This window comes from Caldanaerovirga acetigignens (assembly GCF_900142995.1).
Classification (GTDB): Bacteria; Bacillota; Thermosediminibacteria; order Thermosediminibacterales; family Thermosediminibacteraceae; genus Fervidicola; species Fervidicola acetigignens.
Genome location: NZ_FRCR01000001.1, coordinates 171,351 through 194,242 on the forward strand (window position 1 = coordinate 171,351; position 22,892 = coordinate 194,242).

Sequence of the window (22,892 nt, forward strand, 5' to 3'; positions counted from 1 at the left end):
AATAGATGAAAAATAAAAGTCCTCGTGCAATTGCCGTGAAAATACTCACTGAGGTGGAGAAAGGGTCCTACTCAAATCTTGCTTTAAACCGGCATTTGACTCCAGAAATCGAAAAGGAGGACAGAGCTCTCATTACAGAACTGGTGTATGGTGTAGTAAAATACAGGGTGAGGCTTGACTACGTGCTTTCAAAGTTTTCGAAGGTAAAGATAAGCAGCATACATCCCGTTGTGTTGAATAGCTTGAGGGTAGGTCTTTATCAAATATTGTTTCTGGACAAAATCCCCGATTACGCCGCTGTCAATGAGTCGGTGAATGTGGCAAAATCTTTCGGCAAAAGGGCGGCGGGTTTCGTCAACGGCATTTTAAGAAACGTTATAAGAAATAAAGACGTCATAGATTATCCTGAGCCGGCAAAAGAGCCGGTAAGATATCTTTCCATCTATTATTCCTTTCCAGAGTGGATGGTCCGAAGATGGATTGAGCTTTTCGGATTTGATTTTACCGAGTCCTTGCTTAGTGCATTCAATGAAAAGCCAAAGTTATGTGTGCGGGTCAACGAATTAAAGATAAAAAAAGACGATTTAAAAAGTCTTTTGAATAAAGAAGGCGTAAAATGGAGCTCCGGGCTTTTCCTCGAGGAAGCCCTTTACATCGAAGACGGACCGCCGTTGACCCGCCTTGAAAGTTTTAAAAGAGGTTATTTTCAGCCCCAAGATGAAAGCTCGATGCTGGTGGCAAGGGTCTTGGGGGCGAAAGGCGAGGAAAGAGTGCTGGACGTGGCGGCAGCTCCCGGAGGGAAGACGACCCACATTGCACAGCTCATGAAGAATACGGGAAGAATACACGCATGGGACCTTCATCCCCACAGAATTGAACTTTTGAAAGAAACTTGCCGCAGGTTGGGCGTCACGATAGTTCATCCTGAAGTACGGGATGCGAAAATCCCTGATACGAAAAGTTTCGTGCAGTTCGACAAGGTGCTGGTGGATGCACCATGCAGCGGACTGGGAGTAATTAGAAGAAAGCCGGATATAAAATGGACAAAAAAGCCGGAGGATGTTGTCAATTTGAAAAGGGAGCAGTTCGAACTTTTAAGTGCTTCTTCTAAGTACGTAAAGCCGGGCGGCGCTATAGTTTACAGCACCTGCAGCATAGAGCCGGAGGAAAACGAAAAGGTCATAGAGAAATTCCTGCAGGAAAACCGGGATTTTGAACCGGACGACATAAGACCGTTTCTACCGAAGGCCCTTTCCGGCGAGTTAAAAGAACCGTATGGATATATACAAATATATCCGAATGTACATGGACTGGACGGGTTTTTTATCGCGAGGCTGATAAGAAGACAATAAAGGGGTAGTTTTTTATGCAAAGGACAGACCTAAAAGGGATGACCGTAGAAGAGCTTCAGGATTTTTTAAGGCCTTTAGGCGAACCTGCTTACAGGGCACGTCAGATTTTTCGATGGATTTATAAAGGGGTCGAGGATTTCGACAAAATGACCGATATACCAAAAAGCCTTGCTGTAAAGTTAAAAGAGATTTGTTATGTGGGCAAGATAAAAATCCACCGGAAGTTCGAGTCGCAAAAGGACGAAACTGTAAAATACCTCCTTTTGCTCCAAGACGGCGAAGTTATCGAGAGTGTAAAGATGGAGCACGACTACGGTGTTACCGTATGCGTTTCAAGCCAGGTCGGATGTCCCATGGGTTGTGCTTTTTGTGCTTCCACCATAGGAGGTTTTAGGAGGAACTTAACTGCTGGAGAAATGGTTGACCAGGTGCTTGTAATTCAGGAAGACATAAGAAAAAGGATAAGCCACGTAGTAGTTATGGGTAGCGGTGAACCGCTTCTAAACTACGATGAGCTAATAAAGTTTTTGCGGATAATAAACTCAGAATTAACTTTCAACATAAGCTACAGGAGGGTGAGCGTTTCTACTTGCGGGATAGTACCTGGGATAAAGCGTCTTGCGGAAGAAAAGCTGCCTATCACGCTTTCGGTGTCGCTCCACGCTCCTTTTGATGAATTAAGGGACAGGCTAGTTCCGATAAATCGCCGATACCCGATAATGGAATTGTTAGATGCGTGCAAATATTATATAATAAAAACTAAAAGACGCATAACCTTCGAATACACCATGATATCCGGCATCAACGATTCCAAGGAGTGTGCGGTGAAACTCGCGCGTTTGTTAAAAGGTATTCTATGCCATGTAAATCTTATACCGCTGAACCCTGTAAGAGAAAGGGTTTTTGAAAGAAGTGCGCATGAACGCATCAAGCTCTTTGAAGAAATTTTGAAGAATTACGGCATTTCGGTTACTGTAAGAAAGGAAACGGGAGCCGACATCGAGGCTGCCTGCGGTCAACTGCGGAGAAGCTTTCTCAATGAGGTGAAAAAATGATTCATTGCGCTAAAAGTGACAGGGGCAGGGTAAGGCCTAACAACGAGGATGCCTTTTATATTCCGGAAAATATGAATGAACTGTTGCTTTTCATAGTGGCGGACGGCATGGGAGGTCATAATGCCGGAGAAGTGGCAAGTCGATTGGCGGTGGAAGAAATTTCTTCTTTTATCAAAAGTAAATACTATGCTAAATCTTTCCAAGAAGATGTGGTATTGCTGATTAAAGAGGCGTTTAAGGCCGCAAACGAGAAAATTTATACAATGTCTCTCCAATCGGAGCAATTGGCGGGAATGGGAACTACTGCTACACTTGCTCTTTTTAATCAAGGCAGGGTTTACATAGGCCATGTAGGAGATAGCCGCGCTTACATGTTGCGGGGCGATCATTTGCGTCAGTTGACTAAAGACCACTCATTAGTATGGCAGCTTATGGAAGAAGGTCGACTTACGGCTCAAGAAATAAAATGCCATCCAATGCGAAATATCATAACTAGGGCATTGGGAGTGGATGAGAAAGTAGACGTGGATGTATATGATTACGAGTATAAAAGTGGAGATATTTTTCTGCTTTGTAGTGATGGCTTGACAAACATGTTAGACGACGAAAAAATAAGAGAGATAATTTTGAATGCTGATAGTATTGAGGCGGCCGCCGAGAGACTGGTACAGGCCGCAAACAACCTGGGCGGTCACGACAATATTACCGTGGAGCTCATACTTGTTGACTAATTATGGAGAAGTGATAGATTATGATAGGAAAAACGTTAGGAAACAGGTATGTCGTTTTGGAAGAAATAGGCGGGGGAGGAATGGCTGTAGTTTATAAGGCCAGGTGCACCCTCCTGAACAGGATTGTTGCTATAAAAGTTTTGAGGCCCGAATACTCCCACGACGAAAATTTTGTCATGAGGTTCCGGAGGGAAGCCCAGGCAGCAGCCAGCCTTTCGCATCCGAATATAGTGAATATATACGATGTCGGCCAGGAAGACGGAATTTATTTTATTGTGATGGAATACGTGGAAGGTAAGACCTTAAAGGAGCTGATAAGGGAAGGAGCACCTCTCCTGCCTTCAAAGGTAATAGAAATAGCAAAGCAGATTTGTGATGCGCTTGAATGCGCCCACAAAAATAAAATAGTTCACCGGGATATAAAACCACATAACATAATAATTACTCCCGAAGGAATGGTAAAGGTAACGGATTTCGGCATAGCAAGGGCCTCCACGGGTTCTACGATAACCAATACCGGAGGGCTTATAGGTTCGGCACATTACCTTTCGCCGGAACAGGCAAGGGGAGGTTTTGTCGATGAAAGGAGTGACATTTATTCACTGGGAGTACTTCTTTACGAAGCCCTGACAGGCCGCGTGCCTTTTGACGGCGACAGCCCCGTGGCTGTTGCGTTAAAGCATATTCAGGAAGAACCAAAACCCATTTCTCAATTGATACCGGGGTTTCCTCCGGCTCTGGAACAGATCGTAATGAAATGCATTTCAAAATCGCCGGATGAAAGATTCCAAAAAGCATCGGAACTAAAAAGAGAACTTGCGAAAGTCGAAAAAAATTTGGAAGTGTTGAACTTCAAGCCATCGGAACTTGAAAAAACCATGGTCCTCGATTCGATCAAGGAACCCACTTTAAAAAGCAAAGAAAAAGGACGAAAAAGAAGTCCGAAATTTTTGAGGGGACTTGCTATTGCTCTGCTGCTCGTAACTCTGTTTGCGGCTTTTTCGTATTTGGGAATGGTGATAGCGCGCAAGTATTTCTACGTTCCTGAAGTGATGGTGCCGAATGTAATAGGCCATAGTGAGGAGGAGGCAATAAGAAAGCTACAGGAGAAAGGTCTGAAAGCCGAAGTGATAGACAGAGTCTTTTCTGATGAGCCTGCGGGGCAGGTAATCGACCAGGAGCCGAAAGGCGGCACCGTTGTAAAAATCAACCATCCTCCAATAGGACTAGTCGTCAGCAAAGGACCAAAAACGCTGGGAGTTCCAAGGTTAATCGGACTTACTGAAATAGACGCTATAAATCTCATTGAAAGCAATAAATTCAAAGTGGGGGAAAGGAAAGAAGAGTATTCGGACGAGTATCCTGAAGGAATAGTGATTGACCAAAATCCGAGAGAAGGGCTACAAGTCCTTGAAGGTACCGAAATCAGCTACGTGGTAAGCTTGGGACCAAGGGAGAAAAAAATAAACATGCCGCTTCTCATAGGGAAAGATTTGGAGGAGGCAAAGAAGGAGCTTGAAAAAAACAAATTAAATCTGGGCAGCGTTGATTTTAAGTCTTCCGACGCAAAGAAGAACACGGTTATAGATCAAAATCCGAAGCCCGGAGCAGAAGTTGAAGAGGGATCATCGGTAAATCTTATTGTAAGCAGCGGTCCTCCGGAAGTGAAAAGAGTCAACATTTCTATTCTGCTTCCAGCACAGCCGCCGGAGTTTACAGTAAAAATCGAGATTACCGATGAATTGGGAACCAGGGTGGTTTATAACAAAAGACATACCCCGGAAGATAGCCCACTTGTAGTTCCAATAGAAGGTGTGGGTTCTATCAAGGTTAGGATATGGATAGACGATATGCTTTATTCCGAAGAAAATTTGTGAGGTTGATGTCGCGATGATAAAGGTTGCACCATCTATATTGTCTGCTGATTTCAGTAGACTTTACGACGAAGTGCAAAAAGTGGAAGAAGCAGGGGCAGACTTATTGCACATAGACGTTATGGACGGTCATTTCGTCCCCAATATAACAATAGGGCCCCCGGTGATATGTTGTTTGCGAAAAAAGAGCTCACTCCCTTTCGATGTCCATTTGATGATAACTAGTCCTGAGAGGTACGTAGACGATTTTATAAAAGCAGGGGCTGATATCTTAACCGTCCACGTAGAATCGACTATTCATATACACCGATTAATTCAAACTATTAAAGAAAAAGGGGCTTTACCTGCGGTAGCTTTAAACCCGTCAACCCCTTTGAGCGCATTAGATTATATACTGGAAGAGATTTATATGGTATTGATAATGACTGTGAATCCAGGGTTTGGCGGTCAAACTTTTATCAAGGGAATGTTGAACAAAATAAATAAACTAAAGGACAAAATAGTAGCGAAAAATCTTGACGTGCTAATTCAGGTGGATGGTGGAATAAATGAAAAAAATGCGCGAGAAATCGTCAAAGCCGGAGCGGACGTCCTCGTCGCCGGATCTGCTATTTACAATGCTCAAGACCCCGCTTGCGTCATCCGCCAGCTTAAAAATTTACCCCACGTATAGGGGGTTTTTTTGTATCAAAAGCTATCCGATTGGAATATAAATATCTCATGAAGGATTCTGCCGCGGGGGTGATCCGGTGGGACAACGGATAAATGTTAAAAAAATACTCGGCATTATAGCGGCTTTTACAGGTTCTGTTATTCTTATCACCCGCCTACCTTATTGGATTTGGATGCTGGCTGTAGGTGTTTTTTTAATATGGTTTGGTCTTTTAATGTACCAACAAAACTGGTGAAAGGGGGCAGGGCGGATGGTTAAAATTTACGTGTTTAAACTACCTAAAAGTTTAGGGAAAATAGTAAGAAAAGTATTGAGCATTTTTTCCCGGGATAATGAGGAATAAAAAGAGCGTGCTTGTCGGCACGCTTTTTTATTCTGCTCTTTTTACTTTTCCAGAACGCAAGCAGCGTGTGCATACTTTAATTCGCTTTGGCACTCCGTCCACGAGGGCTCTTACTCTCTGAATATTAGGCGACCAGGTCCTCTTAGTATGGATGTTGGAATGGCTCACCTGCATTCCTGTCCTTGGCACTTTCCCGCAAATCTCGCATTTGGCCATGGTTCCACCTCCTGCCTTTTAAACTGTCATTTAAAAAATACAAACTAATTTTATCACATCGAACAGGTCTTGTGCAATAAACCTGGAATAAGAGCTTAAAATATATTATAATGAATCTGTGAATAGAATGTTTATTAAATAAAGGGAGGCTGGATGGTGAAAAATATTATTAAAAACTCCCTTGGGAGTATACACATTTCTAAGGAAGTAATAGCCGTCCTCGCTGGCAATGCGGCGATAGAAAGCTACGGTTTAGTCGGTATGGTTTCAAGAAAGGTTAGTGACGGTATTGTAGATCTTCTGGGCAAGGAAAATTTGGGGAAAGGCGTGGAAGTCAAGGTAACGGAAGACGAATTGATTATCGACCTTTACATTGCTGTCCAGTACGGAACAAAGATAAGCGAAGTAGCTAATAACGTAATTGAAAAAGTTCATTATTCATTAAAGAGATTTCTAGGCTTTGCGCCAGATAAAGTTAACGTTTTTGTTCAAAGCGTGCGAGTGAAATAGTCCATGGGGGAGGTTGTCTAATTGTCGCTGGAAAATATTGATGGTACATTGTTTAGGAAAGCACTCACATACTCTGCGCGACTGTTGGAACGAAATAAAAAGTTAGTAAATTCTCTCAATGTTTATCCGGTGCCGGATGGAGATACCGGAACTAACATGTCATTAACAATGGAACAAGCGGTGGCAGAGGCGGCAAAAATAAAAAGCAACGATCTAAAACGTATCGTAGATGCTGCTGCGTGGGGTGCATTAATGGGAGCAAGAGGAAATTCGGGGGTAATTTTGTCCCAATTGCTCAGGGGATTTGCTGCTGGTGTGGCTGAAGGCAAAAATTCATTAAATTCGAAGGAATTCGCGGCTGCTTTAAAAAAAGGCGTTGAGGAAGCCTATAAAGCGGTTTTAAGGCCTGTGGAAGGGACTATTCTTACGGTGGCGAGAGAAGCGGCGGAACAGATGCTGCTTGAGACGAAAAAATCGATGGACATAGTGAATAATTTGGAAAAGACAATAGAGCACGCCAAAAAAGTACTCGACAAAACCCCCGAAATGCTGCCGATTTTGAAAGAGGCAGGGGTTGTAGACGCCGGTGGAAAAGGTTTAATAATTTTGATGGAAGGTTTTTTGCAAGTTTTGAAAAGTCCAAACACGCTAGAGGAATATGAAGAAGAATTAATATTAGAAACGGAAAAAGAACAAGAACGTTTGAATGTGGAGGATTTAGAATATATATACTGTACTGAATTAATTTTGCAAGCAGAAAAACCCGTGGTAGATTTGGAAGACTTAAAATCTCAAATTTCAGTCCTTGGAGATTCACTTTTGATTACGGGGATGAACAATGTAATAAAAATCCACGTGCATACAAATCATCCCGGCGACGTTTTAGAAAAGGCTCTCAGGTGGGGAGAACTTACGAAAGTGAAAATAGAAAATATGAAATTGCAGCATGAAGAATTCGTGAGAACTTCCACAAATCAGAATGCTGATCATGACGACGCTGTGGGAGTTAAGGATACCGAAATAATAGCAGTGGTTTCTGGAGAAGGATTGAAAGAGATATTTAAAAGCATTGGGGCCGGTGTTATTATCGAAGGCGGCCAGAGCATGAACCCGAGCATCGAGAAAATTTTAGCAGCAGTGGAGGAGCAAAAATCTCCCAACATTATAATCCTTCCCAACAACAAGAATATTATTCTAACTGCAGAGCAAGTTAAAAATTTAACCAGCAAAAAAGTTTACGTAGTGCCTACTAAGTCAATTCCACAGGGGATTTCAGCCCTTTTGGCGTACGACCCGAACTCTGGTCCTGAAGAAAATATAAAAAGGATGAGCGATTCTCTGAAAAATGTAATAACCGGTGAGGTCACCTTCGCGGCTAGGGATTCGAAGTGGAACGGCACTGCAATAAAAGAGGGTGACATACTCGGTATAATGGACGGTGAACTGGTAGTAATTGGAAGCAATAGGCGCAAGGTTCTCGAAGAATTGGTGCAAAAAATGGCAAAAAAAAAGCAATCAGGAATGCTAACTTTCTATTACGGAGAAGGAGTAACTCAGAAGGAAGCCGAAGAAATTGCAAGAAAAGTTGCAGAAAGTTATCCGGATTTTGAGGTTGAAATTTACATGGGCGGCCAGTGTTTTTACTACTATATCATTTCTCTTGAATAGTCAGAGGTGAGGATGTTGGATTTAACAAAAGAGATCCAATACATAAAAGGAGTTGGACCTTCTAGAGCAAAACTGCTTCGCTCTCTTGGCGTTAGTACGATTTTCGACCTTCTTTATTTGTTGCCGAGGCGCTATCTTGACCTTACGCCGATAAATTTTGATCAAGGGGTTGGCAGAGAGAACTTGTCTGCTTTCCCCTGCATAGTTACGGAAAAAGGCCATGAGGTGGCTACCCGCTCGGGAATGAAAATAGTGAAAATACCAGTGACGGATGGCAAGCGAAAAGGCTTTGCCGTTTTTTTTAATCAACCGTACATGAAGGATGCCTTCAAACCCGGAGACAAGCTTATTTTGGTGGGGAAAATAAAGAAAAATTTTGGGGAGTACGAAATCACAAACCCCGAGTGGCAGAGGTTTGACGAAATCGAAAGTTCGGACTATACGAAAATATGTCCTGTATATCCCCTTACAAAAGGTCTTACGCAAAAGATTCTAAGGAGAATAGTAAAAAATGTCTTCCAGCATAATTTAATAATAGATGAAGTTTTGCCTTTGGACGTTTTGAAAAAGTTCAATCTTATGCCGAAATTGGATGCACTGAAAAATATCCATTTTCCAGAAAGTTGGGAAAAATTAAGGAGAGCTCAAGAAAGATTGGCTTTCGAAGAACTCCTTATATTTCAACTCGCAATGATGGTGACAAAAAGGCATATAATGGGCGAGAAAAGAAAAAATAAATACGTGAATCTGGATATAACGCCTTTTTTGAAAAACCTGCCTTTTTCCTTGACCAAAGGCCAGGAAAAAGTTGTGACTGATATAATCTCGGATTTGAAAAGCGAACGCGTAATGAACCGCCTAATCCAGGGGGATGTAGGCTCGGGCAAAACTGTAGTTGCGACTGTAGCCCTTTACCTTGCGGCAAAAAACGGCTACCAAGGTGCTTTCATGGTGCCGACAGAAATCCTTGCAATACAACACTGTATCACGTTGAAAAGATATTTAGAACCCTTGGGAATAAGAGTGGAAGTTTTAAAAGGTGATATGCCCAAGACTGAAAAAAAGAAAGTTTTGGAAGGACTCGAAAGCGGTTCTGTAAAGGTTATTGTAGGAACTCATGCTATAATCCAGGATGATATAAAATTTTATCGACTAGGGATGGTAATAACCGATGAACAGCATCGTTTCGGTGTGAGGCAGAGGGAATCTTTAGTCAAGAAGGGGTATTACCCTGATGTCATTGTAATGAGCGCTACACCAATTCCGAGGACGCTGGCGCTTACCATTTATTCGGATTTGGATATTTCGATAATAGATACCATACCGGAAGGCCGCCAAAAGGTGGAAACTTTTGTGGTAGATGATAGCATGAGGTATAAGGTGTACAAGTTCGTGGAAGCGGAAGTTAAAAAAGGCCATCAGGCTTATGTAGTATGTCCAGCAGTAGAAGAAAGCGAATTGGGAATTGCTAGCGTAGATGAAATTGGCGAGGAATTGAAAGAAAAATTCCCCCATCTTAACATAGGCATCTTGCACGGAAAAATGAAGGCTGAAGAAAAAGAAAACGTTATGCAAAAGTTCTGCGCAAGGCAGATTGATGTTCTAGTTGCTACAACAGTTATTGAAGTGGGGGTTGATGTGCCTTCGGCTACTGTTATGGTTGTCGAAAATGCGGAACGTTTTGGACTTGCACAGCTCCATCAGCTTCGGGGAAGGGTAGGGAGGAGTAATCTTAAATCTTACTGCATTTTCATAACCGGTTCTAAAGACAGAAGCGTAAGGGCAAGGTTAAATTTCATGATGAAGAGCCATAATGGTTTTGAAATAGCTCAGAAAGACCTGGAAATAAGGGGGCCAGGGGAATTCCTAGGAGTAAGACAACATGGAATGCCGGAATTTAAGTTTGTTCCTCTTATAAGAGACATTCGAATTCTAGAAACTACGAAATCTCTAGCGACCGAAATAATAGAAAAGAGGCTGCTGTCGGCTCCAGATTTTGCAGGGATTCGAAAGGAATTAAAAGAAAAGTTAAAAATTATTTAAAAAATAATAATTAGAAAAATAAGTAATTTATTTATACATGTGTTGGTTTTTCAGGCAGATAGTTCTAGTATTTTGGACTTTAACTCAGGTTATATTAAGAGTAGAAAGACAAAGGAGGTGAGCAAAATGGGTCTTGGACAAAAGAGAAATAAACTTGTAGTTCCCGAAGCTTACAAGGCAATGGAACAATTCAAAGCTGAAGTGGCGCGCGAAGTAGGAATTACCGCTCCTCCCGATGGGTACTGGGGAAACTACTCTGCAAGGGATTGCGGTGCTGTCGGTGGTCATATGGTGCGCAAGATGATTGAGGATTATGAAAAGCGAATAAGTGGTGGCCAGACCACTCACTAAACGATATAGCTAAAGAGCAGGCTCTACAAAATTAGAGCCTGTTCTTTCTTTGTTCTTAAAAAAATTTGAAGCCGGCGCTTTTTGCGCCGGCGCTGGGAGAGGAGAAACCGGAGGAAGAGCTTATGGGGATTTTATTTTTCAATTATATTTTTATCATTTTTAAACTGTTTTATACGTATTTTGTTGAAATAACCGATGAATATGTTAGAATAATACTAGGCCTATTAAAGGGTGAAAATTATAATGATGAGGATAACAGGTGGAATGTTTAGGGGAAGGAGAATTAAATCCCTTCCTGGAGAAAAAACAAGGCCAACATCCGATATTGTGAGGGAATCTCTTTTCAACATTTTGGGCGAAAGAATATTAAACTGCAGTTTTTTAGATATTTTTGCCGGCACAGGAAGCGTTGGAATAGAGGCTTTAAGCCGTGGAGCGGAAAAAGCGGCCTTTATTGAAAAGAGCGGTTTTGCATGCAGGGTGATAAAAGAAAATCTAAATAACTTGGGAATTTCTGAAAAAGGCATGATAATAAAATCCGATTTTTTAAAGGGAATGAGAAAACTCGAAAGTATAAATGCGATGTATGATATAATCTTTCTAGACCCTCCATATAACAAGGGATATGCGTCTAAATGTCTGGAAATTTTATCCTACTCAAAACTTGTAAGTCCGGCTTTTATTATAGTCGTTCAGCATTCCGTATCGGAGAGTATAAAGGTACCGCTTGGATTGATATGTTACAAAGAAAAAAAGTATGGCATTACAAAGTTATCTTTTTTTACAGGAGTGAAGTAAAATGTCCGTTGCCATATATCCTGGGAGTTTTGACCCCATCACTAACGGCCATCTAGATATTATCGAGAGAGGTTCAAAGATTTTTGACCGGCTCATAGTCGCTGTTTTAAAAAACCCGAACAAAAAATCACTATTCACGGTAGAAGAACGAATAGAAATGATAAAAGGTGCGGTAAGTCACCTGGACAATGTGGAAGTGGATCATTTTAGCGGGTTGCTCGTAGATTTTGCCCGAAAGAGAAATGCTAAAATTATAATAAAGGGATTGAGGGCGGTTTCTGATTTTGAGTACGAACTACAAATGGCTTTGATGAACAAGAAACTTTATAAAGATATAGAAACTGTCTTCATTATGACCAGTACGAAATATTCCTTTCTGAGTTCGAGCATAGTGAGGGAAGTTGCAAGCTTCGGAGGATGTGTAAAAGACCTGGTGCCCCCTGCAGTAGAGGAAAAATTAAGGGAAAAGTTTACAAGAAAAGGTTAATTATTTATTTTGGAGGGTTGGGCTGATGGATTTTTACGATTACATAGAAAGATTGCAAAATCTGATAAACGAAGGTTCAAGAATTCCCTTTTCAAACAAGGTGATAATAGACCAGGAAAAAATTTTGACTTTGTTGGATGAGATGGTAAAAGCCTTGCCTGAAGACATAAAAAAGGCAAAAAAAATTGTTGAAGAAAGGCAGCGAATTTTGGTTGAAGCTCAGAAAGAGGGAGAAATGATAATAAAAGAGGCAAAAGAACATATCGAAAAAATGGTAGATCAAAACGAGATAGTCAAAATAGCTCGCGAAAAGTCGGAGGAAATTTTAGCTGCTTCTAAAAAGGCAGCAAGAGAAATAAGGGTGGGAGCGAACAAATATGCCGACGAAGTGCTGGCGCAATTGGAGAAGTACCTCGAGAAAATTTTAACTTCAGTCAGAGAGGGACGAGAAGAGTTAAACCAAAGGATCTGAGTCTATTTTTTTATGACCTTAAACGTTATTATTTCAAAACCTTTAATGAGATAAAGTATTATTGAGAATAAAACAAACAAGCTAAAGAGGAACATAAATACCTGACTTGAAACGGCGAAAATGTTCAGCCAGCTTTCAGAATTTCTTGCAGGAGCTATGGCGAAGACAGGCATGGACCACGAGGCGAAACCTTCAATGGGAATTGTCATAATAATGTAAGTTACAAAGCCGGCTAAAAGAGCGTGTAAGGCTCTTGCCATTATGTAAGGAAAGATTTTCACATCGGTGTTGCTCAACATGCTCATTACTTGGAAATGTACCGATATACCACTCCAGGCTATTATGGCGCTGGCGACAATGACTCTTTGAATAAAAGGTGCATCGGCAGAACTTGCGAGTTTGGTCCCCAAAGTTATTTCAAAAATACCGCTGATTACAGCAGGAGATAAATTTTCATCAAGGCCGAAGAGCTTCAACAATATATTAACTGCAGGAATTAGCATGTTTACAAACCCGGCAACTGTTATTATTCTGATAACGACAGAAAAGAGGATGATAAAACCGAGGATGAGCAATAGGGAATTTATAGAATCCTTAATGCAATCGCCCAAAAGTTGGCCTAACGGTCTTGCATCTTCCTTGCGGGCCCTCAAAAGCTCTCGGGTGGCCTTCAACACTATGCTTTCGCTCTTTCTTTCGGATGCCATCTGTGGAGTTTTTTCTGATTTCGGGGAATAAAAGCGCATTATGATACCTACGAGAAATGCTGAAATGTAATGGGATAAAGCTATGACCGATCCTACGCGGACGTCCTTAAACATCCCCACTGCTACTGCTCCAACCATAAAAAGAGGATCGGCGGTATTGCTGAATGATACCAGACGTTCGGCTTCCCGAGAATTGCAAAGCCGCCTTTTTACCAGTTTTGCTGTAAGCATCGCTCCTAGAGGATACCCGCTTGCGAGCCCCATGGCCATAACGAAAGAACCTGCGCCGGGGACATTGAAAAGGGGCCGCATTAGAGGTTCAAGGAAAACTCCCATAAAATGGACGACTCCTAGCCCCATGAGCAACTGGGAGCCTATAAAAAATGGGAGCAGAGCTGGAAGAACGATGTTGAACCACACGTCTAATCCTTCGAAAGCCGCTTGAAAAGCCTCTTGAGGGAAGCGAATTATCGCAATTGTTATCATGACTGCAACGGCAGGAAGGATCATCTGACTCAACTTGGCTACTTTGCTTTGGGGAATTCTTAATCTCATTTTTAGGCCTCCTAATATGTTTCTTGCAATCCATCTTTTTTCAAATCTATCTTATATATATTTTCGGAAATAAGCATATATTCTTCATAAGGAAGGGATGAGAAAGGATTTGGAGAAAAGGCCTAAAATAGGCCTCGCGCTGGGGGCCGGTGCAGCTAAAGGATATGCCCATATCGGCGTGTTAAAGGTATTGGAAAAGTATAGAATTCCCATTGACATAATTACAGGTTCGAGCATAGGCAGTTTAATAGGCGCACTCTATGCTTCGGGAATTAACTTGAATTATATAGAATCATTGGCTTATCATATTAAACGGAGGCACTTTATAGATATCACTTTTCCAAGGCTCGGATTAATTGCGGGAAACAAAATAGAAGAGATGTTGAGGCTGCTTACAAAAAATAGGAATTTCGACGAACTAAATATACCGCTGGGTGTGGTGGCTACCGACCTGAAATCCAAAAGGCTGGTTTTGCTAAAAGAAGGAAATGTAGCTCTGGCCGTTAGGGCGAGCATAGCTATCCCTGGTATTTTTTGCCCTGTGATGGCAGATGGGATGGTTCTGGTAGACGGAGGGGTTCTTGAAAGAGTCCCGGGCAGTGCGGCACGCGAAATGGGGGCTGATGTGGTAATAGGGGTTGAATTGGGTTTCAGCGCGGGGACTTCGCTGAGCAATATATACGATATTATATTCCAGACATTCGAAGTTATGGGAAGAGAGATTCAATTTCTGAAAAATTATGACTGCGACGTTCTCATAACTCCAAATTTGGAGAACGTGAATCCCCTTGCTTTCAGCGAGCCGGAAAAGTGCATAAAAGAAGGAATTAGGGCTGCCGAAGCTGTCCTGCCGCAAATTTTGACAATTTTAGGAAGAAGGGACGAACAAAGGTGAGGCGAGATTTTTTTTTGAAGAGGCGTTTTTCGCTCCTTGTAATCTCAATAGTGCTTATTGCTGTAAATTTTTATATAGCGAATAATTATACCCTTGTAGCTCCCGGAGTGACGGTTGATTTAAAAGAAATTATAGAGGTAGAACAGGGTGATAAAGATGAAAAAGGAGCCTTCCTATTGACTACGGTGTCGACAAGACCTTTAAACATACCTCTAGCTTTTTATGCGGTACTTCATCCTTATGTCAACATCGAAAAAAGAGAAAAAGTTATCCCTCCGGATATGGATATGAAAAAATACATGGATTATATGAAACAATGGATGGAAGAAAGCCAAAAAATAGCGGAAATTGTAGCTTTAAAACGAGCAGGATATAAGCCTGAGATTTTGGGAAAAGGAGCAAGAGTTGTAGAAGTAATGGAAGATAGCCCTGCTAAAGGTATTATATCGCCGGATGATATAATTACTGCCGTTGACGGCGTTAAGGTGAACCTTGCCGAGGAAGTGATTAATTTAGTTACCAAACGCAAAATAGGCGAAAAGGTGCATCTGGAAATCGTAAGAAAAGGAAAGAAATTGTCACTAGTAGTTCCAACTATCGAAAGCAAGACCGAAAAAGGGAAGCCCATAATAGGAGTTTTTATAACGACTTTAGATTGGAAACCTATCCTCCCTGTAGATATAAAGATTAATACGGGCGATATAGGAGGCCCATCCGCAGGTGTGATGTTTGCTTTGGAGATCTTAAATCAGTTAACGCCTGGAGATTTGACTAAAGGAAAAAAGATTGCTGGAACTGGCACCATAAGCCTTGATGAGAGAGTAGGGGAAATCGGTGGTGTGGTGCAAAAGGTTGCTGCGGCAAAAAGAGATGGTGCGGAGATATTTTTTGTGCCAGAAAATAATGCCGAAGAAGCAATGCGAGTAGCTGGCAATCTTGGCATAAAATTAGTTCCTGTAAACACCTTGGAAGATGTTCTGGATTATCTTGAGAAGCTATAACTGACGAATTACTTCCATTTTAAAATCGCGCCCTCCTTGTCTGTTATTTTTTGATGGCATGGCAAGTGAGTACATATCAGAAGCTAATAAGTCGATTTCGAACATTCGCCGGGCAATACCCGGTAATTTTTTGTGTTCGGCAGCGCGGGTTATTACGGGCAACTCGCTCTGCTTTTTGATTTCCCGTAAAATTTCAAGACCTCTTTTGGAGAATCCCAAAACCCGTAGGTAAAGCGGCGTTTTGCTTGAAACCAATTCTTTTTCTATGTTTAGTAGGATATGGATCAGAATTCTCTGGACTCTGGTCTCGGGATATCTTTTGGATTTTATTGCTCCTATCAATTCATTAAGGCTAGAGACTTTTTTGGCAGCCTTTTTTATGCGATTTTCTAAGCCTTCATTTATATCGAAAAAAGACGATAGCTCTTCTTTAAGGCTCCTTCGCAATATCCCTAAAAGCAAAAGTTCGAAGTTTTCCAAAAAAACAGGACCCTTTCCTTTGTCGATCTCGTTTTTTATTATTTCTACGCAGTGGGTGGGAATTGCTGAAGAAAGAAAATCGTAAATTTCTAAATCCTGACTTCTTTTGAGAAATTCTCTTATGGCGCTGGCGCTTGGGTATTTCTTATTAAAATCTTTTTCATGGTAACCAGCACCTTCTCTTTTAATCGGCAATATTTCTATGTTCATATTGTATCTTTTAATGGCCTTAACGTATTCGACTGCAAGGATAAAATTAGGCTTTTTTAGTAGGTCCGATATGTGCTTTAGCTCATTTTTGGGAATTCTACTGGAAAAAAGTTCTATCAGAGCTTTCTCTCTGGCAGAGGGGAATGAAAGCCCTTTTTTTAAATAATTCTTTATTAAAATTTTAAAAGCAGTAGGTTCCTGGTAAAGAATCTCGGAGATAATATTGAGCTCCTCTATTTTATACTCCTCAATTCCGAAACTCAAATAATTCACAAGGCCGGTAGAATTTAATAGTTTCACAGAAGCTTCTGCAAACACTTCTGCCGTTGATGAGGCAAAACAGGTGGGTATCTCGAAAACGAGGTCGGCTCCGCCGCCAAGGGCCATTTGGGCTCTAGCCCATTTGTCAAAAATTGCAGGTTCACCTCTTTGAACAAAGTTACCGCTCATGGCACACAAGATTCCGTCAGGTTTAAAATCGGAACGTATTTTGTTCAAGTGATACAGATGGCCTTTATGAAAAGGATTGTATTCAGCAATGACACCGACTATTTTCATCGAGCATACCTCCCGGAAAGCTTACTACTATTATATAACAACTGAATTTTTTTCAAATAGAGGAAAAGAGTACTTTTTGTAGAATTTCTACCTTCGGATATTCGGCATTATTTTTCATGTTATCTGTTTTTGGAGATACTACTTTGATGAACCAAATAAAAATTTTAAAGGAAAGGAGTTAAAATGTCATGGATCTCATTCAAAAGATAAGGGAACGGGCCAAAGGGACAAAAAGGACGGTGGTTTTAGCAGAGGGCCACGATGAAAGGGTGGTCCAGGCGGCAATCGTAATTCGCCGGGAGAAGCTGGCGGACGTGATTTTGCTGGGAAAAGAGGATAAAATTAAAGAAAAAGCGCAGGGGGCCGATATTTCCGGCATAGAAATCATAGACCCCTCATCTTCGCCTAAGGCAAAGGACTATGCGGCACTCCTTTATGACTTGCGGAAGGAAAAAGGTATGACAGAAGAAAAGGCCGAGGAGCTCGTAAAAGACCCGATATGGTTTGGAACCATGATGGTAAAAGCAAATGATGTGGACGGCATGGTAGCCGGTGCGATAACGGCGACGGCCGATGTTTTTAGGCCTGCTTTTCAGGTGATAAAGACCGCGCCCAGAGTTAGCGTGGTATCCAGCGCTTTCATGATGGTCGTGCCGAACTGCGAATACGGAGCAAACGGTGTAATGCTTTTTGCAGATTGTGCTATCAACCCCAATCCCGACGCAAGGCAGCTTGCGGAAATAGCCATAGCATCTTCCAGAACATGGAAAGCGCTCATGGACGAAGAGCCTTATATTGCGATGCTTTCTTTTTCAACAAGAGGTAGCGCACAGCACGAAATGGTAGAAAAGGTGGTTGAAGCTACGAGGTTACTAAAAGAAAAGGCTCCTGAGTTAAAGGTTGATGGCGAGTTGCAGGCGGATGCGGCACTGGTTCCAAAGGTTGCGAAGACCAAGGCGCCGGACAGCATTGTGGCTGGAAGAGCAAATATTTTGATCTTCCCGGACTTGAACGCAGGAAACATAGGGTACAAGCTCGTTCAGAGATTGGCAAAAGCAGAAGCCGTTGGCCCAATAAGCCAGGGGCTTGCAAAGCCGATAAACGACCTGTCCCGCGGATGCAGTGTGGATGACATTGTGAATGTGGCTGCGATTACAGCACTGCAGGCTAACAGCACAGATTTATAAAAATTAAGTAAAAATTTAAAGGAGGAACTTGGAATGAAGGTACTGGTAATTAACTGCGGCAGTTCTTCGCTAAAATACCAGCTTTTTAACATGGAAGACGAGTCGGTGCTTGCAAAGGGATTGGTAGAAAGAATAGGACTTGAAGGCTCGGTCTTGAAGCATCAGCCTTATTCTAAAGATAAAGTAGAAATCAAGGCAGAAGTTCCAAACCACAAAGTAGCCGTCAAATTGATGATAGATGCTCTTTTGCACGAAGAATACGGAGTTATTAAAGACATTAAGGAGATAACGGCAGTAGGGCACCGGGTTGTTCACGGTGGTGAGAAATTCTCAGGTTCGGTGAGGATAGACGATAAAGTCATAGAAACGTTAAAAGAATGCATTAACCTTGCGCCATTACACAACCCGCCAAATATCTGGGGTATAGAAGCGGTGAGGGAGCTCCTGCCCGATGTGCCGATGGTTGGTGTGTTCGATACTGCTTTTCACCAGACCATGCCCGAACATGCTTATATTTACGGTGTACCTTATGAACTTTATAAAAAATATTCAGTGAGGAGATATGGTTTTCACGGCACGTCGCACAGGTATGTTTCGATGAGGGCTGCAGCATTGTTAAACCGGCCTATTGAGACTTTAAAGATGGTGACGCTGCACCTTGGCAACGGGTCTAGCATAACGGCTGTAGATGGAGGAAAGTCAGTAGAAAACAGCATGGGATTTACGCCATTAGAAGGAATCACGATGGGAACTCGCTGCGGAAGCATAGATCCATACCTGCCCATATTCATAATGGAAAAAGAAGGAGTTTCCATAGAAAAAATAAATGATTATCTGAACAAAAAGTGCGGAGTGCTGGGCATTTCAGGAGTAAGCAGTGATTTCAGGGATATAGAAAAAGCAGCCGAAGAAGGGAATCGCAGGGCTAAGCTGGCTCTTAAGGTTTTTGCTTATCAGGCCAAAAAATATATAGGTGCGTATGCGGCTGCCATGAACGGTTTGGATGCTGTGGTATTTACGGGAGGCATAGGTGAAAATTCTTCGCTAGTGAGAAAGATGATATGCGAGGACATGGACTACTTTGGAATTAAAATAGATAAAGAAAAGAACAATATAAGAGGAAGGGAAGTAGATATTTCTGCCGAAGGTTCTAAAACGAAAGTTCTGGTAATCCCCACAAATGAAGAACTAATGATCGCGAGAGATACTGTTGCCCTTATATAGGCCTTGACATAGTTTTTTGAAATTCATATAATAAAATGAGCTGATTTTTAAATGAGGTGAAAAATTATTGAGACTTTCCGTTGAAAATATTAAGCAAAAAGTAGGCGATGGATTTGATTTCGAACTGGAAGAAAAGATAGGACGGGTTGAGTTTAAGGGAGAAGACGTAGTATTTGTAAAGCCTGTCAGCGTGCGCGGGAGAGTTGAAAACTTGGGGAAAGGTCTTATTGGGGCGTGGGGGGAAATTTCTACTGCCATCGAGGACAGATGCTATCGCTGTCTTGCAAAGACATGTTTTGAAGTAAAACTCAGTTACAACTTTAAGTTCAGTGAAAATCCAGAAAAATATACTGACGAGGATGAGGTTTTTCTCATACAAGAAGATACCATTGACCTTAGCACGCCCGTAGTCAACGAGATAATATTAAATTTGCCAAGCAAAATTTTATGTTCGCCTGATTGCCGAGGATTATGTCCTTATTGCGGTGCTGATTTAAACCTTGGTGAGTGCGGGTGCAGGAAGCCGAATGTGGACCCGAGATTGCGGGTGCTTGAAAAATTGTTAGATTCTAACAATCGTGAGTAGGGGGTGTGGAATGTGGCCAATCCAAAGCGCCGGTTTTCAAAGGCAAGAACTGCAAAGCGCAGGGCCCAATGGAAATTAGCTTTACCATCTTTGAACGAATGTCCTCATTGCCATCACGTGAAATTGCCTCACAGGGTCTGCCCAAATTGCGGGTATTATAAAGGACGTCAAGTTGTCCAAGTTGAGGCCGAGTAATTTTAAATTTAAAATAAAAAAAGAGGGAGGATAAACAAATTTTCCTCTCTCTTATTTTTTTACTTATTTTATGCAAGAGGGTTGATATTAAAAAAAAAATAATATATACTTTTAATAGCTGGTGTTAAAAGCAACTGATAGTGAAGGTGGTAGTATTGCCAAAGAAAGGGTTGTCAAAAAAAGAAAGGCAAAAAGAACTCCAAAATTTGCTGGCTGATGACCCTTTTTTGACCGATGAAGAACTCGCGGAAAAATTTAGAGTCAGCGTGCAGACTATTAGGTTGGACCGGATGGAACTTAGGATTCCGGAGCTCAGAGAGAGGATAAAAGCGGTAGCCCAGGAAAATTATGCAAAGGTAAAGTCCATAGGGATTAAAGAGATTATCGGGGAACTGGTGGACTTGGAGTTGGGCAAAAGAGGAATTTCCATACTAGAAACTACCGAAGAAATGGCTTTTGAAAAAACAAAGATAGTGAGAGGCGAGTTTATATTCGCCCAGGCGAATTCTTTAGCTATAGCGGTTATAGATGCTAATGTGGCTCTTACTGGGGTGGCCAATATAAAGTACAAATCTCCGGTTTTTGCAGGACAAAAACTTATTGCAAAGGCGGAAGTTACAAGGGTGCGGCAAAACAAGCATTTTGTCTTCGTCCGAGTATACGATAGGCAAAAAGAAGTATTTAGAGGAAAATTCATCTTGGTATCAATAGACGGTGGGGTGAGTGTATGAGAATAATCGTTGATGCCATGGGTGGAGACCACGCTCCGGGCGAGGTGGTTTTAGGTGCTTTAAATGCTGCGAAGGAGCTGGGAATTAACATCGTCCTTGTCGGGAATGAAGAAAAAATAAAACTGTATTTAGATGGGGATTACCCGAAAATTGAGATAGTGAACGCCCAAGAGGTCATCGACAACGACGAGTCGCCAGTTGCGGCTATAAGGATCAAAAAAAATGCATCGATTCCAAAAGGATTGAGGTTACTCAAGGAAGGTTATGGAAAAGCGATGGTCTCGGCGGGAAGCACCGGTGCGCTTATGGCAGGTGGGTTATTTACATTAGGGAGGTTTGAAGGCATTGACAGACCTGCTATCGCGACGATGTTTCCCACGAGAAAAAAGCCGGCGCTCGTACTAGATATTGGAGCCAACAGCGAATGTAAGCCAAAAAACTTAGTCCAGTTTGCCGTAATGGGTAGCATCTATTACCGGGAAATTATGGGAGTGGAAAGTCCCAAGGTTGGACTTCTCAACATAGGTGTTGAGGAGGAAAAGGGAAATAGTCTTGTGAAGGCAGCCTACGGGATGTTGAAAGAGCTTAAAAATATCAACTTTTGCGGAAATGTGGAGCCAAGGGACTTTTTCGATGGCAATTTCGATGTAGTGGTTTGCGATGGATTTACCGGAAACATTTTCCTAAAAACTGTGGAAGGATTGGGATTTTTTTTACTTGACCAGTTAAAAGATGAGATTAAGAGAAATATTACTTATGCACTAGGAGCTTTACTGATTAAACCAGTTTTTAATGCGGTAAAAGCCAAGATGGATTATTCCGAATACGGCGGGGCAATGTTCCTCGGGCTTGACGGGATTCTCGTGAAGTGCCATGGCTCATCGGACCAGAAGGCCATATTTAATGGGATAAAAGTTGCAAAGAAGTTTGTGGAAAATGATATACTTTTTGAACTTAAAGAAGCGATAAAGGAAATAGAAGGAGAGATAAAGTTTTTATGAGGCCAGGAATAATAGGACTTGGTTCATATGTTCCTGAAAGGGTTCTGACAAATCAAGATTTAGAGAAAATGGTGGAAACATCGGATGAATGGATAAGAGAAAGGACGGGAATTTCTTTTAGAAGAATTGCAGATGAAGATATGGCCACATCGGACCTGGCTGCTAAAGCAGCACGAGAAGCCATCGAAATGGCAGGCGTAAAACCAGAAGACCTGGATTTGATAATAGGAGCCACTGTTACTCCAGATATGATGTTTCCATCAACGGCGTGTATTGTACAGCATGAGATAAAAGCCACGAGAGCAGCGGCTTTCGACCTTTCGGCAGGCTGCACCGGCTTTATATATGCTTTAACGGTAGCTGCCCAGTTTGTTGCAAGTGGTATGTACCGCAACGTCTTGGTGTTTGGCGCGGAAATTCTTTCAAAAATCGTTGACTGGCAGGACAGGAATACTTGTGTTCTCTTTGGCGATGGGGCGGGTGCAGCTGTGGTGAGTGCAGTTGAAAGTGGAGGAATTTTAGAAAGCATCTTGGGTGCAGATGGCGGAGGAAAAGATTTGTTATTCATCCCTGCCGGGGGTTCAAAGGAGCCGGCCAGCTTTGAAACTGTAAAGGGAAGAAAGCATTTTATAAAAATGAACGGCAATGAAGTTTTTAAATTCGCGGTCAAGATAATGGAAGAATCTACAAGAAAAGTTTTGGAAAAAGCAAACTTGACTCCTCAAGATGTAGACCTTGTGGTGCCTCACCAGGCAAATGTGAGGATTATCGAGGCAGCAACGAGACGGCTCAATATATCAAAAGAAAAAGTAATGGTGAACATCGACAGGTACGGCAACATGTCTGCAGCATCAATACCGGTAGCCCTTTATGAGGCCTATAAAGCGAGAAAAATTAAAAAAGGAGATAAGGTGGTGCTGGTCGGTTTTGGAGCTGGCCTTACATGGGGAGCGAACCTAATAGAATGGAGTTTGTAAAATGCTTAGTTT

26 protein-coding genes are annotated in these 22,892 nt (G+C 41.9%); 23 read left to right on the forward strand and 3 right to left on the reverse strand.

Going from position 1 to position 22,892, the window contains the following annotated elements:
- Positions 1-5 precede the first annotated feature (5 nt).
- From rsmB to spoVM, 7 genes are all read left to right on the forward strand, one after another.
- Positions 6-1,352 (forward strand): 16S rRNA (cytosine(967)-C(5))-methyltransferase RsmB, encoded by a 1,347-nt coding sequence (gene rsmB, locus BUB66_RS00920; protein WP_073253278.1) that lies wholly within the window; start codon positions 6-8, stop codon positions 1,350-1,352.
- 14 nt (positions 1,353-1,366) lie between these two features.
- Positions 1,367-2,407 carry a dual-specificity RNA methyltransferase RlmN gene (gene rlmN / locus BUB66_RS00925; protein ID WP_073253280.1) on the forward strand — a complete coding sequence of 347 codons (1,041 nt, stop codon included), beginning with the start codon at positions 1,367-1,369 and terminating at the stop codon, positions 2,405-2,407.
- Positions 2,404-3,138, forward strand: a complete 735-nt coding sequence (locus tag BUB66_RS00930) for a Stp1/IreP family PP2C-type Ser/Thr phosphatase (RefSeq protein WP_073253283.1) — start codon at positions 2,404-2,406, stop codon at positions 3,136-3,138. The genes rlmN and BUB66_RS00930 overlap by 4 nt, the downstream gene beginning before the upstream one ends.
- Before the next feature lie 20 nt (positions 3,139-3,158).
- Complete coding sequence (gene pknB / locus BUB66_RS00935; protein ID WP_073253284.1) at positions 3,159-5,015, forward strand: Stk1 family PASTA domain-containing Ser/Thr kinase; 1,857 nt, start codon at positions 3,159-3,161, stop codon at positions 5,013-5,015.
- 13 nt (positions 5,016-5,028) lie between these two features.
- Entirely contained in the window at positions 5,029-5,685 is a 657-nt protein-coding gene (gene rpe, locus BUB66_RS00940; protein WP_073253286.1) for a ribulose-phosphate 3-epimerase, read from the forward strand.
- A 76-nt stretch (positions 5,686-5,761) separates the two neighbouring features.
- A complete protein-coding gene (locus tag BUB66_RS12200) occupies positions 5,762-5,920 on the forward strand; it encodes a hypothetical protein (protein ID WP_188092860.1) in 159 nt (52 codons plus the stop codon).
- Positions 5,921-5,935: 15 nt separating this feature from the next.
- Positions 5,936-6,028 carry a stage V sporulation protein SpoVM gene (gene spoVM / locus BUB66_RS11970; RefSeq protein WP_143156169.1) on the forward strand — a complete coding sequence of 31 codons (93 nt, stop codon included), beginning with the start codon at positions 5,936-5,938 and terminating at the stop codon, positions 6,026-6,028.
- A gap of 27 nt (positions 6,029-6,055) precedes the next feature.
- On the opposite strand, the gene rpmB is transcribed toward spoVM, so the two are convergent.
- Positions 6,056-6,244, reverse strand: a complete 189-nt coding sequence (gene rpmB / locus BUB66_RS00945) for a 50S ribosomal protein L28 (protein ID WP_066354179.1) — start codon at positions 6,242-6,244, stop codon at positions 6,056-6,058.
- 153 nt (positions 6,245-6,397) lie between these two features.
- Here rpmB and BUB66_RS00950 point away from each other — a divergent pair, with 153 nt between their 5' ends.
- The 7 genes from BUB66_RS00950 to BUB66_RS00985 all read left to right on the forward strand — a co-directional run bounded on the left by BUB66_RS00950 (position 6,398) and on the right by BUB66_RS00985 (position 12,573).
- Positions 6,398-6,754, forward strand: coding sequence for an Asp23/Gls24 family envelope stress response protein (locus tag BUB66_RS00950; protein ID WP_066354183.1), 357 nt, complete (start codon positions 6,398-6,400; stop codon positions 6,752-6,754).
- Positions 6,755-6,775: 21 nt separating this feature from the next.
- Entirely contained in the window at positions 6,776-8,422 is a 1,647-nt protein-coding gene (locus BUB66_RS00955; protein ID WP_073253288.1) for a DAK2 domain-containing protein, read from the forward strand.
- Positions 8,423-8,434: 12 nt separating this feature from the next.
- Positions 8,435-10,465, forward strand: coding sequence for an ATP-dependent DNA helicase RecG (gene recG / locus BUB66_RS00960; protein WP_244269696.1), 2,031 nt, complete (start codon positions 8,435-8,437; stop codon positions 10,463-10,465).
- A 126-nt stretch (positions 10,466-10,591) separates the two neighbouring features.
- Positions 10,592-10,816 carry an alpha/beta-type small acid-soluble spore protein gene (locus BUB66_RS00965; RefSeq protein ID WP_073253290.1) on the forward strand — a complete coding sequence of 75 codons (225 nt, stop codon included), beginning with the start codon at positions 10,592-10,594 and terminating at the stop codon, positions 10,814-10,816.
- A 243-nt stretch (positions 10,817-11,059) separates the two neighbouring features.
- A complete protein-coding gene (gene rsmD, locus BUB66_RS00975; protein WP_244269697.1) occupies positions 11,060-11,614 on the forward strand; it encodes a 16S rRNA (guanine(966)-N(2))-methyltransferase RsmD in 555 nt (184 codons plus the stop codon).
- Position 11,615: 1 nt separating this feature from the next.
- Positions 11,616-12,101: a pantetheine-phosphate adenylyltransferase gene (gene coaD, locus BUB66_RS00980; protein WP_073253296.1), complete on the forward strand. Its 486-nt coding sequence runs from the start codon at positions 11,616-11,618 to the stop codon at positions 12,099-12,101.
- 25 nt (positions 12,102-12,126) lie between these two features.
- Positions 12,127-12,573 carry an ATP synthase subunit B family protein gene (locus BUB66_RS00985; protein WP_073253298.1) on the forward strand — a complete coding sequence of 149 codons (447 nt, stop codon included), beginning with the start codon at positions 12,127-12,129 and terminating at the stop codon, positions 12,571-12,573.
- Positions 12,574-12,575: 2 nt separating this feature from the next.
- Here BUB66_RS00985 and ylbJ read toward each other — a convergent pair whose 3' ends face one another.
- Complete coding sequence (gene ylbJ, locus BUB66_RS00990) at positions 12,576-13,835, reverse strand: sporulation integral membrane protein YlbJ (RefSeq protein WP_073253300.1); 1,260 nt, start codon at positions 13,833-13,835, stop codon at positions 12,576-12,578.
- Positions 13,836-13,944: 109 nt separating this feature from the next.
- Between ylbJ and BUB66_RS00995 the strand changes: the two genes are divergently transcribed.
- Both BUB66_RS00995 and BUB66_RS01000 read left to right on the forward strand, forming a co-directional pair.
- Positions 13,945-14,730, forward strand: coding sequence for a patatin-like phospholipase family protein (locus BUB66_RS00995; protein ID WP_159431490.1), 786 nt, complete (start codon positions 13,945-13,947; stop codon positions 14,728-14,730).
- A gap of 50 nt (positions 14,731-14,780) precedes the next feature.
- Positions 14,781-15,731, forward strand: coding sequence for a YlbL family protein (locus BUB66_RS01000; protein ID WP_244269698.1), 951 nt, complete (start codon positions 14,781-14,783; stop codon positions 15,729-15,731).
- Here BUB66_RS01000 and BUB66_RS01005 read toward each other — a convergent pair.
- Positions 15,726-16,979 carry a nucleotidyltransferase gene (locus tag BUB66_RS01005; protein WP_073253310.1) on the reverse strand — a complete coding sequence of 418 codons (1,254 nt, stop codon included), beginning with the start codon at positions 16,977-16,979 and terminating at the stop codon, positions 15,726-15,728. The two genes, BUB66_RS01000 and BUB66_RS01005, sit on opposite strands and share 6 nt — an antisense overlap.
- Before the next feature lie 188 nt (positions 16,980-17,167).
- On the opposite strand from BUB66_RS01005, the gene pta reads away from it, so the two are divergent.
- The 7 genes from pta to BUB66_RS01040 all read left to right on the forward strand — a co-directional run bounded on the left by pta (position 17,168) and on the right by BUB66_RS01040 (position 22,880).
- Entirely contained in the window at positions 17,168-18,166 is a 999-nt protein-coding gene (gene pta / locus BUB66_RS01010; RefSeq protein WP_073253312.1) for a phosphate acetyltransferase, read from the forward strand.
- 33 nt (positions 18,167-18,199) lie between these two features.
- Positions 18,200-19,390: an acetate/propionate family kinase gene (locus BUB66_RS01015; RefSeq protein ID WP_073253315.1), complete on the forward strand. Its 1,191-nt coding sequence runs from the start codon at positions 18,200-18,202 to the stop codon at positions 19,388-19,390.
- A gap of 67 nt (positions 19,391-19,457) precedes the next feature.
- On the forward strand, positions 19,458-19,976 hold the full coding sequence (locus BUB66_RS01020; RefSeq protein WP_073253318.1) for a YceD family protein: 519 nt from the start codon (positions 19,458-19,460) through the stop codon (positions 19,974-19,976).
- A gap of 12 nt (positions 19,977-19,988) precedes the next feature.
- Positions 19,989-20,171, forward strand: a complete 183-nt coding sequence (gene rpmF, locus BUB66_RS01025; RefSeq protein ID WP_073253321.1) for a 50S ribosomal protein L32 — start codon at positions 19,989-19,991, stop codon at positions 20,169-20,171.
- A 155-nt stretch (positions 20,172-20,326) separates the two neighbouring features.
- On the forward strand, positions 20,327-20,902 hold the full coding sequence (gene fapR, locus BUB66_RS01030) for a transcription factor FapR (protein WP_073253324.1): 576 nt from the start codon (positions 20,327-20,329) through the stop codon (positions 20,900-20,902).
- Positions 20,899-21,903, forward strand: coding sequence for a phosphate acyltransferase PlsX (gene plsX / locus BUB66_RS01035; protein ID WP_073253327.1), 1,005 nt, complete (start codon positions 20,899-20,901; stop codon positions 21,901-21,903). The genes fapR and plsX overlap by 4 nt, the downstream gene beginning before the upstream one ends.
- Positions 21,900-22,880 (forward strand): beta-ketoacyl-ACP synthase III, encoded by a 981-nt coding sequence (locus tag BUB66_RS01040; RefSeq protein WP_073253330.1) that lies wholly within the window; start codon positions 21,900-21,902, stop codon positions 22,878-22,880. Before plsX ends, BUB66_RS01040 begins: the two co-directional genes overlap by 4 nt.
- The last annotated feature ends 12 nt before the right edge of the window (positions 22,881-22,892 follow it).

Bases quoted from the DNA above. Each gene is read 5' to 3' on its own strand.
- BUB66_RS00985 (WP_073253298.1), top strand. From the start codon at position 12,127: ATGGATTTTTACGATTACATAGAAAGATTGCAAAATCTGATAAACGAA.
- rpmB (WP_066354179.1), bottom strand. From the start codon at position 6,244: ATGGCCAAATGCGAGATTTGCGGGAAAGTGCCAAGGACAGGAATGCAG.
- plsX (WP_073253327.1), top strand. From the start codon at position 20,899: ATGAGAATAATCGTTGATGCCATGGGTGGAGACCACGCTCCGGGCGAG.
- BUB66_RS01040 (WP_073253330.1), top strand. From the start codon at position 21,900: ATGAGGCCAGGAATAATAGGACTTGGTTCATATGTTCCTGAAAGGGTT.
- recG (WP_244269696.1), top strand. From the start codon at position 8,435: ATGTTGGATTTAACAAAAGAGATCCAATACATAAAAGGAGTTGGACCT.
- BUB66_RS00950 (WP_066354183.1), top strand. From the start codon at position 6,398: ATGGTGAAAAATATTATTAAAAACTCCCTTGGGAGTATACACATTTCT.
- rsmB (WP_073253278.1), top strand. From the start codon at position 6: ATGAAAAATAAAAGTCCTCGTGCAATTGCCGTGAAAATACTCACTGAG.
- BUB66_RS00965 (WP_073253290.1), top strand. From the start codon at position 10,592: ATGGGTCTTGGACAAAAGAGAAATAAACTTGTAGTTCCCGAAGCTTAC.
- pta (WP_073253312.1), top strand. From the start codon at position 17,168: ATGGATCTCATTCAAAAGATAAGGGAACGGGCCAAAGGGACAAAAAGG.
- BUB66_RS00930 (WP_073253283.1), top strand. From the start codon at position 2,404: ATGATTCATTGCGCTAAAAGTGACAGGGGCAGGGTAAGGCCTAACAAC.
- rsmD (WP_244269697.1), top strand. From the start codon at position 11,060: ATGATGAGGATAACAGGTGGAATGTTTAGGGGAAGGAGAATTAAATCC.
- rpe (WP_073253286.1), top strand. From the start codon at position 5,029: ATGATAAAGGTTGCACCATCTATATTGTCTGCTGATTTCAGTAGACTT.
- spoVM (WP_143156169.1), top strand. From the start codon at position 5,936: ATGGTTAAAATTTACGTGTTTAAACTACCTAAAAGTTTAGGGAAAATA.
- rlmN (WP_073253280.1), top strand. From the start codon at position 1,367: ATGCAAAGGACAGACCTAAAAGGGATGACCGTAGAAGAGCTTCAGGAT.
- ylbJ (WP_073253300.1), bottom strand. From the start codon at position 13,835: ATGAGATTAAGAATTCCCCAAAGCAAAGTAGCCAAGTTGAGTCAGATG.
- BUB66_RS01015 (WP_073253315.1), top strand. From the start codon at position 18,200: ATGAAGGTACTGGTAATTAACTGCGGCAGTTCTTCGCTAAAATACCAG.
- BUB66_RS01005 (WP_073253310.1), bottom strand. From the start codon at position 16,979: ATGAAAATAGTCGGTGTCATTGCTGAATACAATCCTTTTCATAAAGGC.
- pknB (WP_073253284.1), top strand. From the start codon at position 3,159: ATGATAGGAAAAACGTTAGGAAACAGGTATGTCGTTTTGGAAGAAATA.
- coaD (WP_073253296.1), top strand. From the start codon at position 11,616: ATGTCCGTTGCCATATATCCTGGGAGTTTTGACCCCATCACTAACGGC.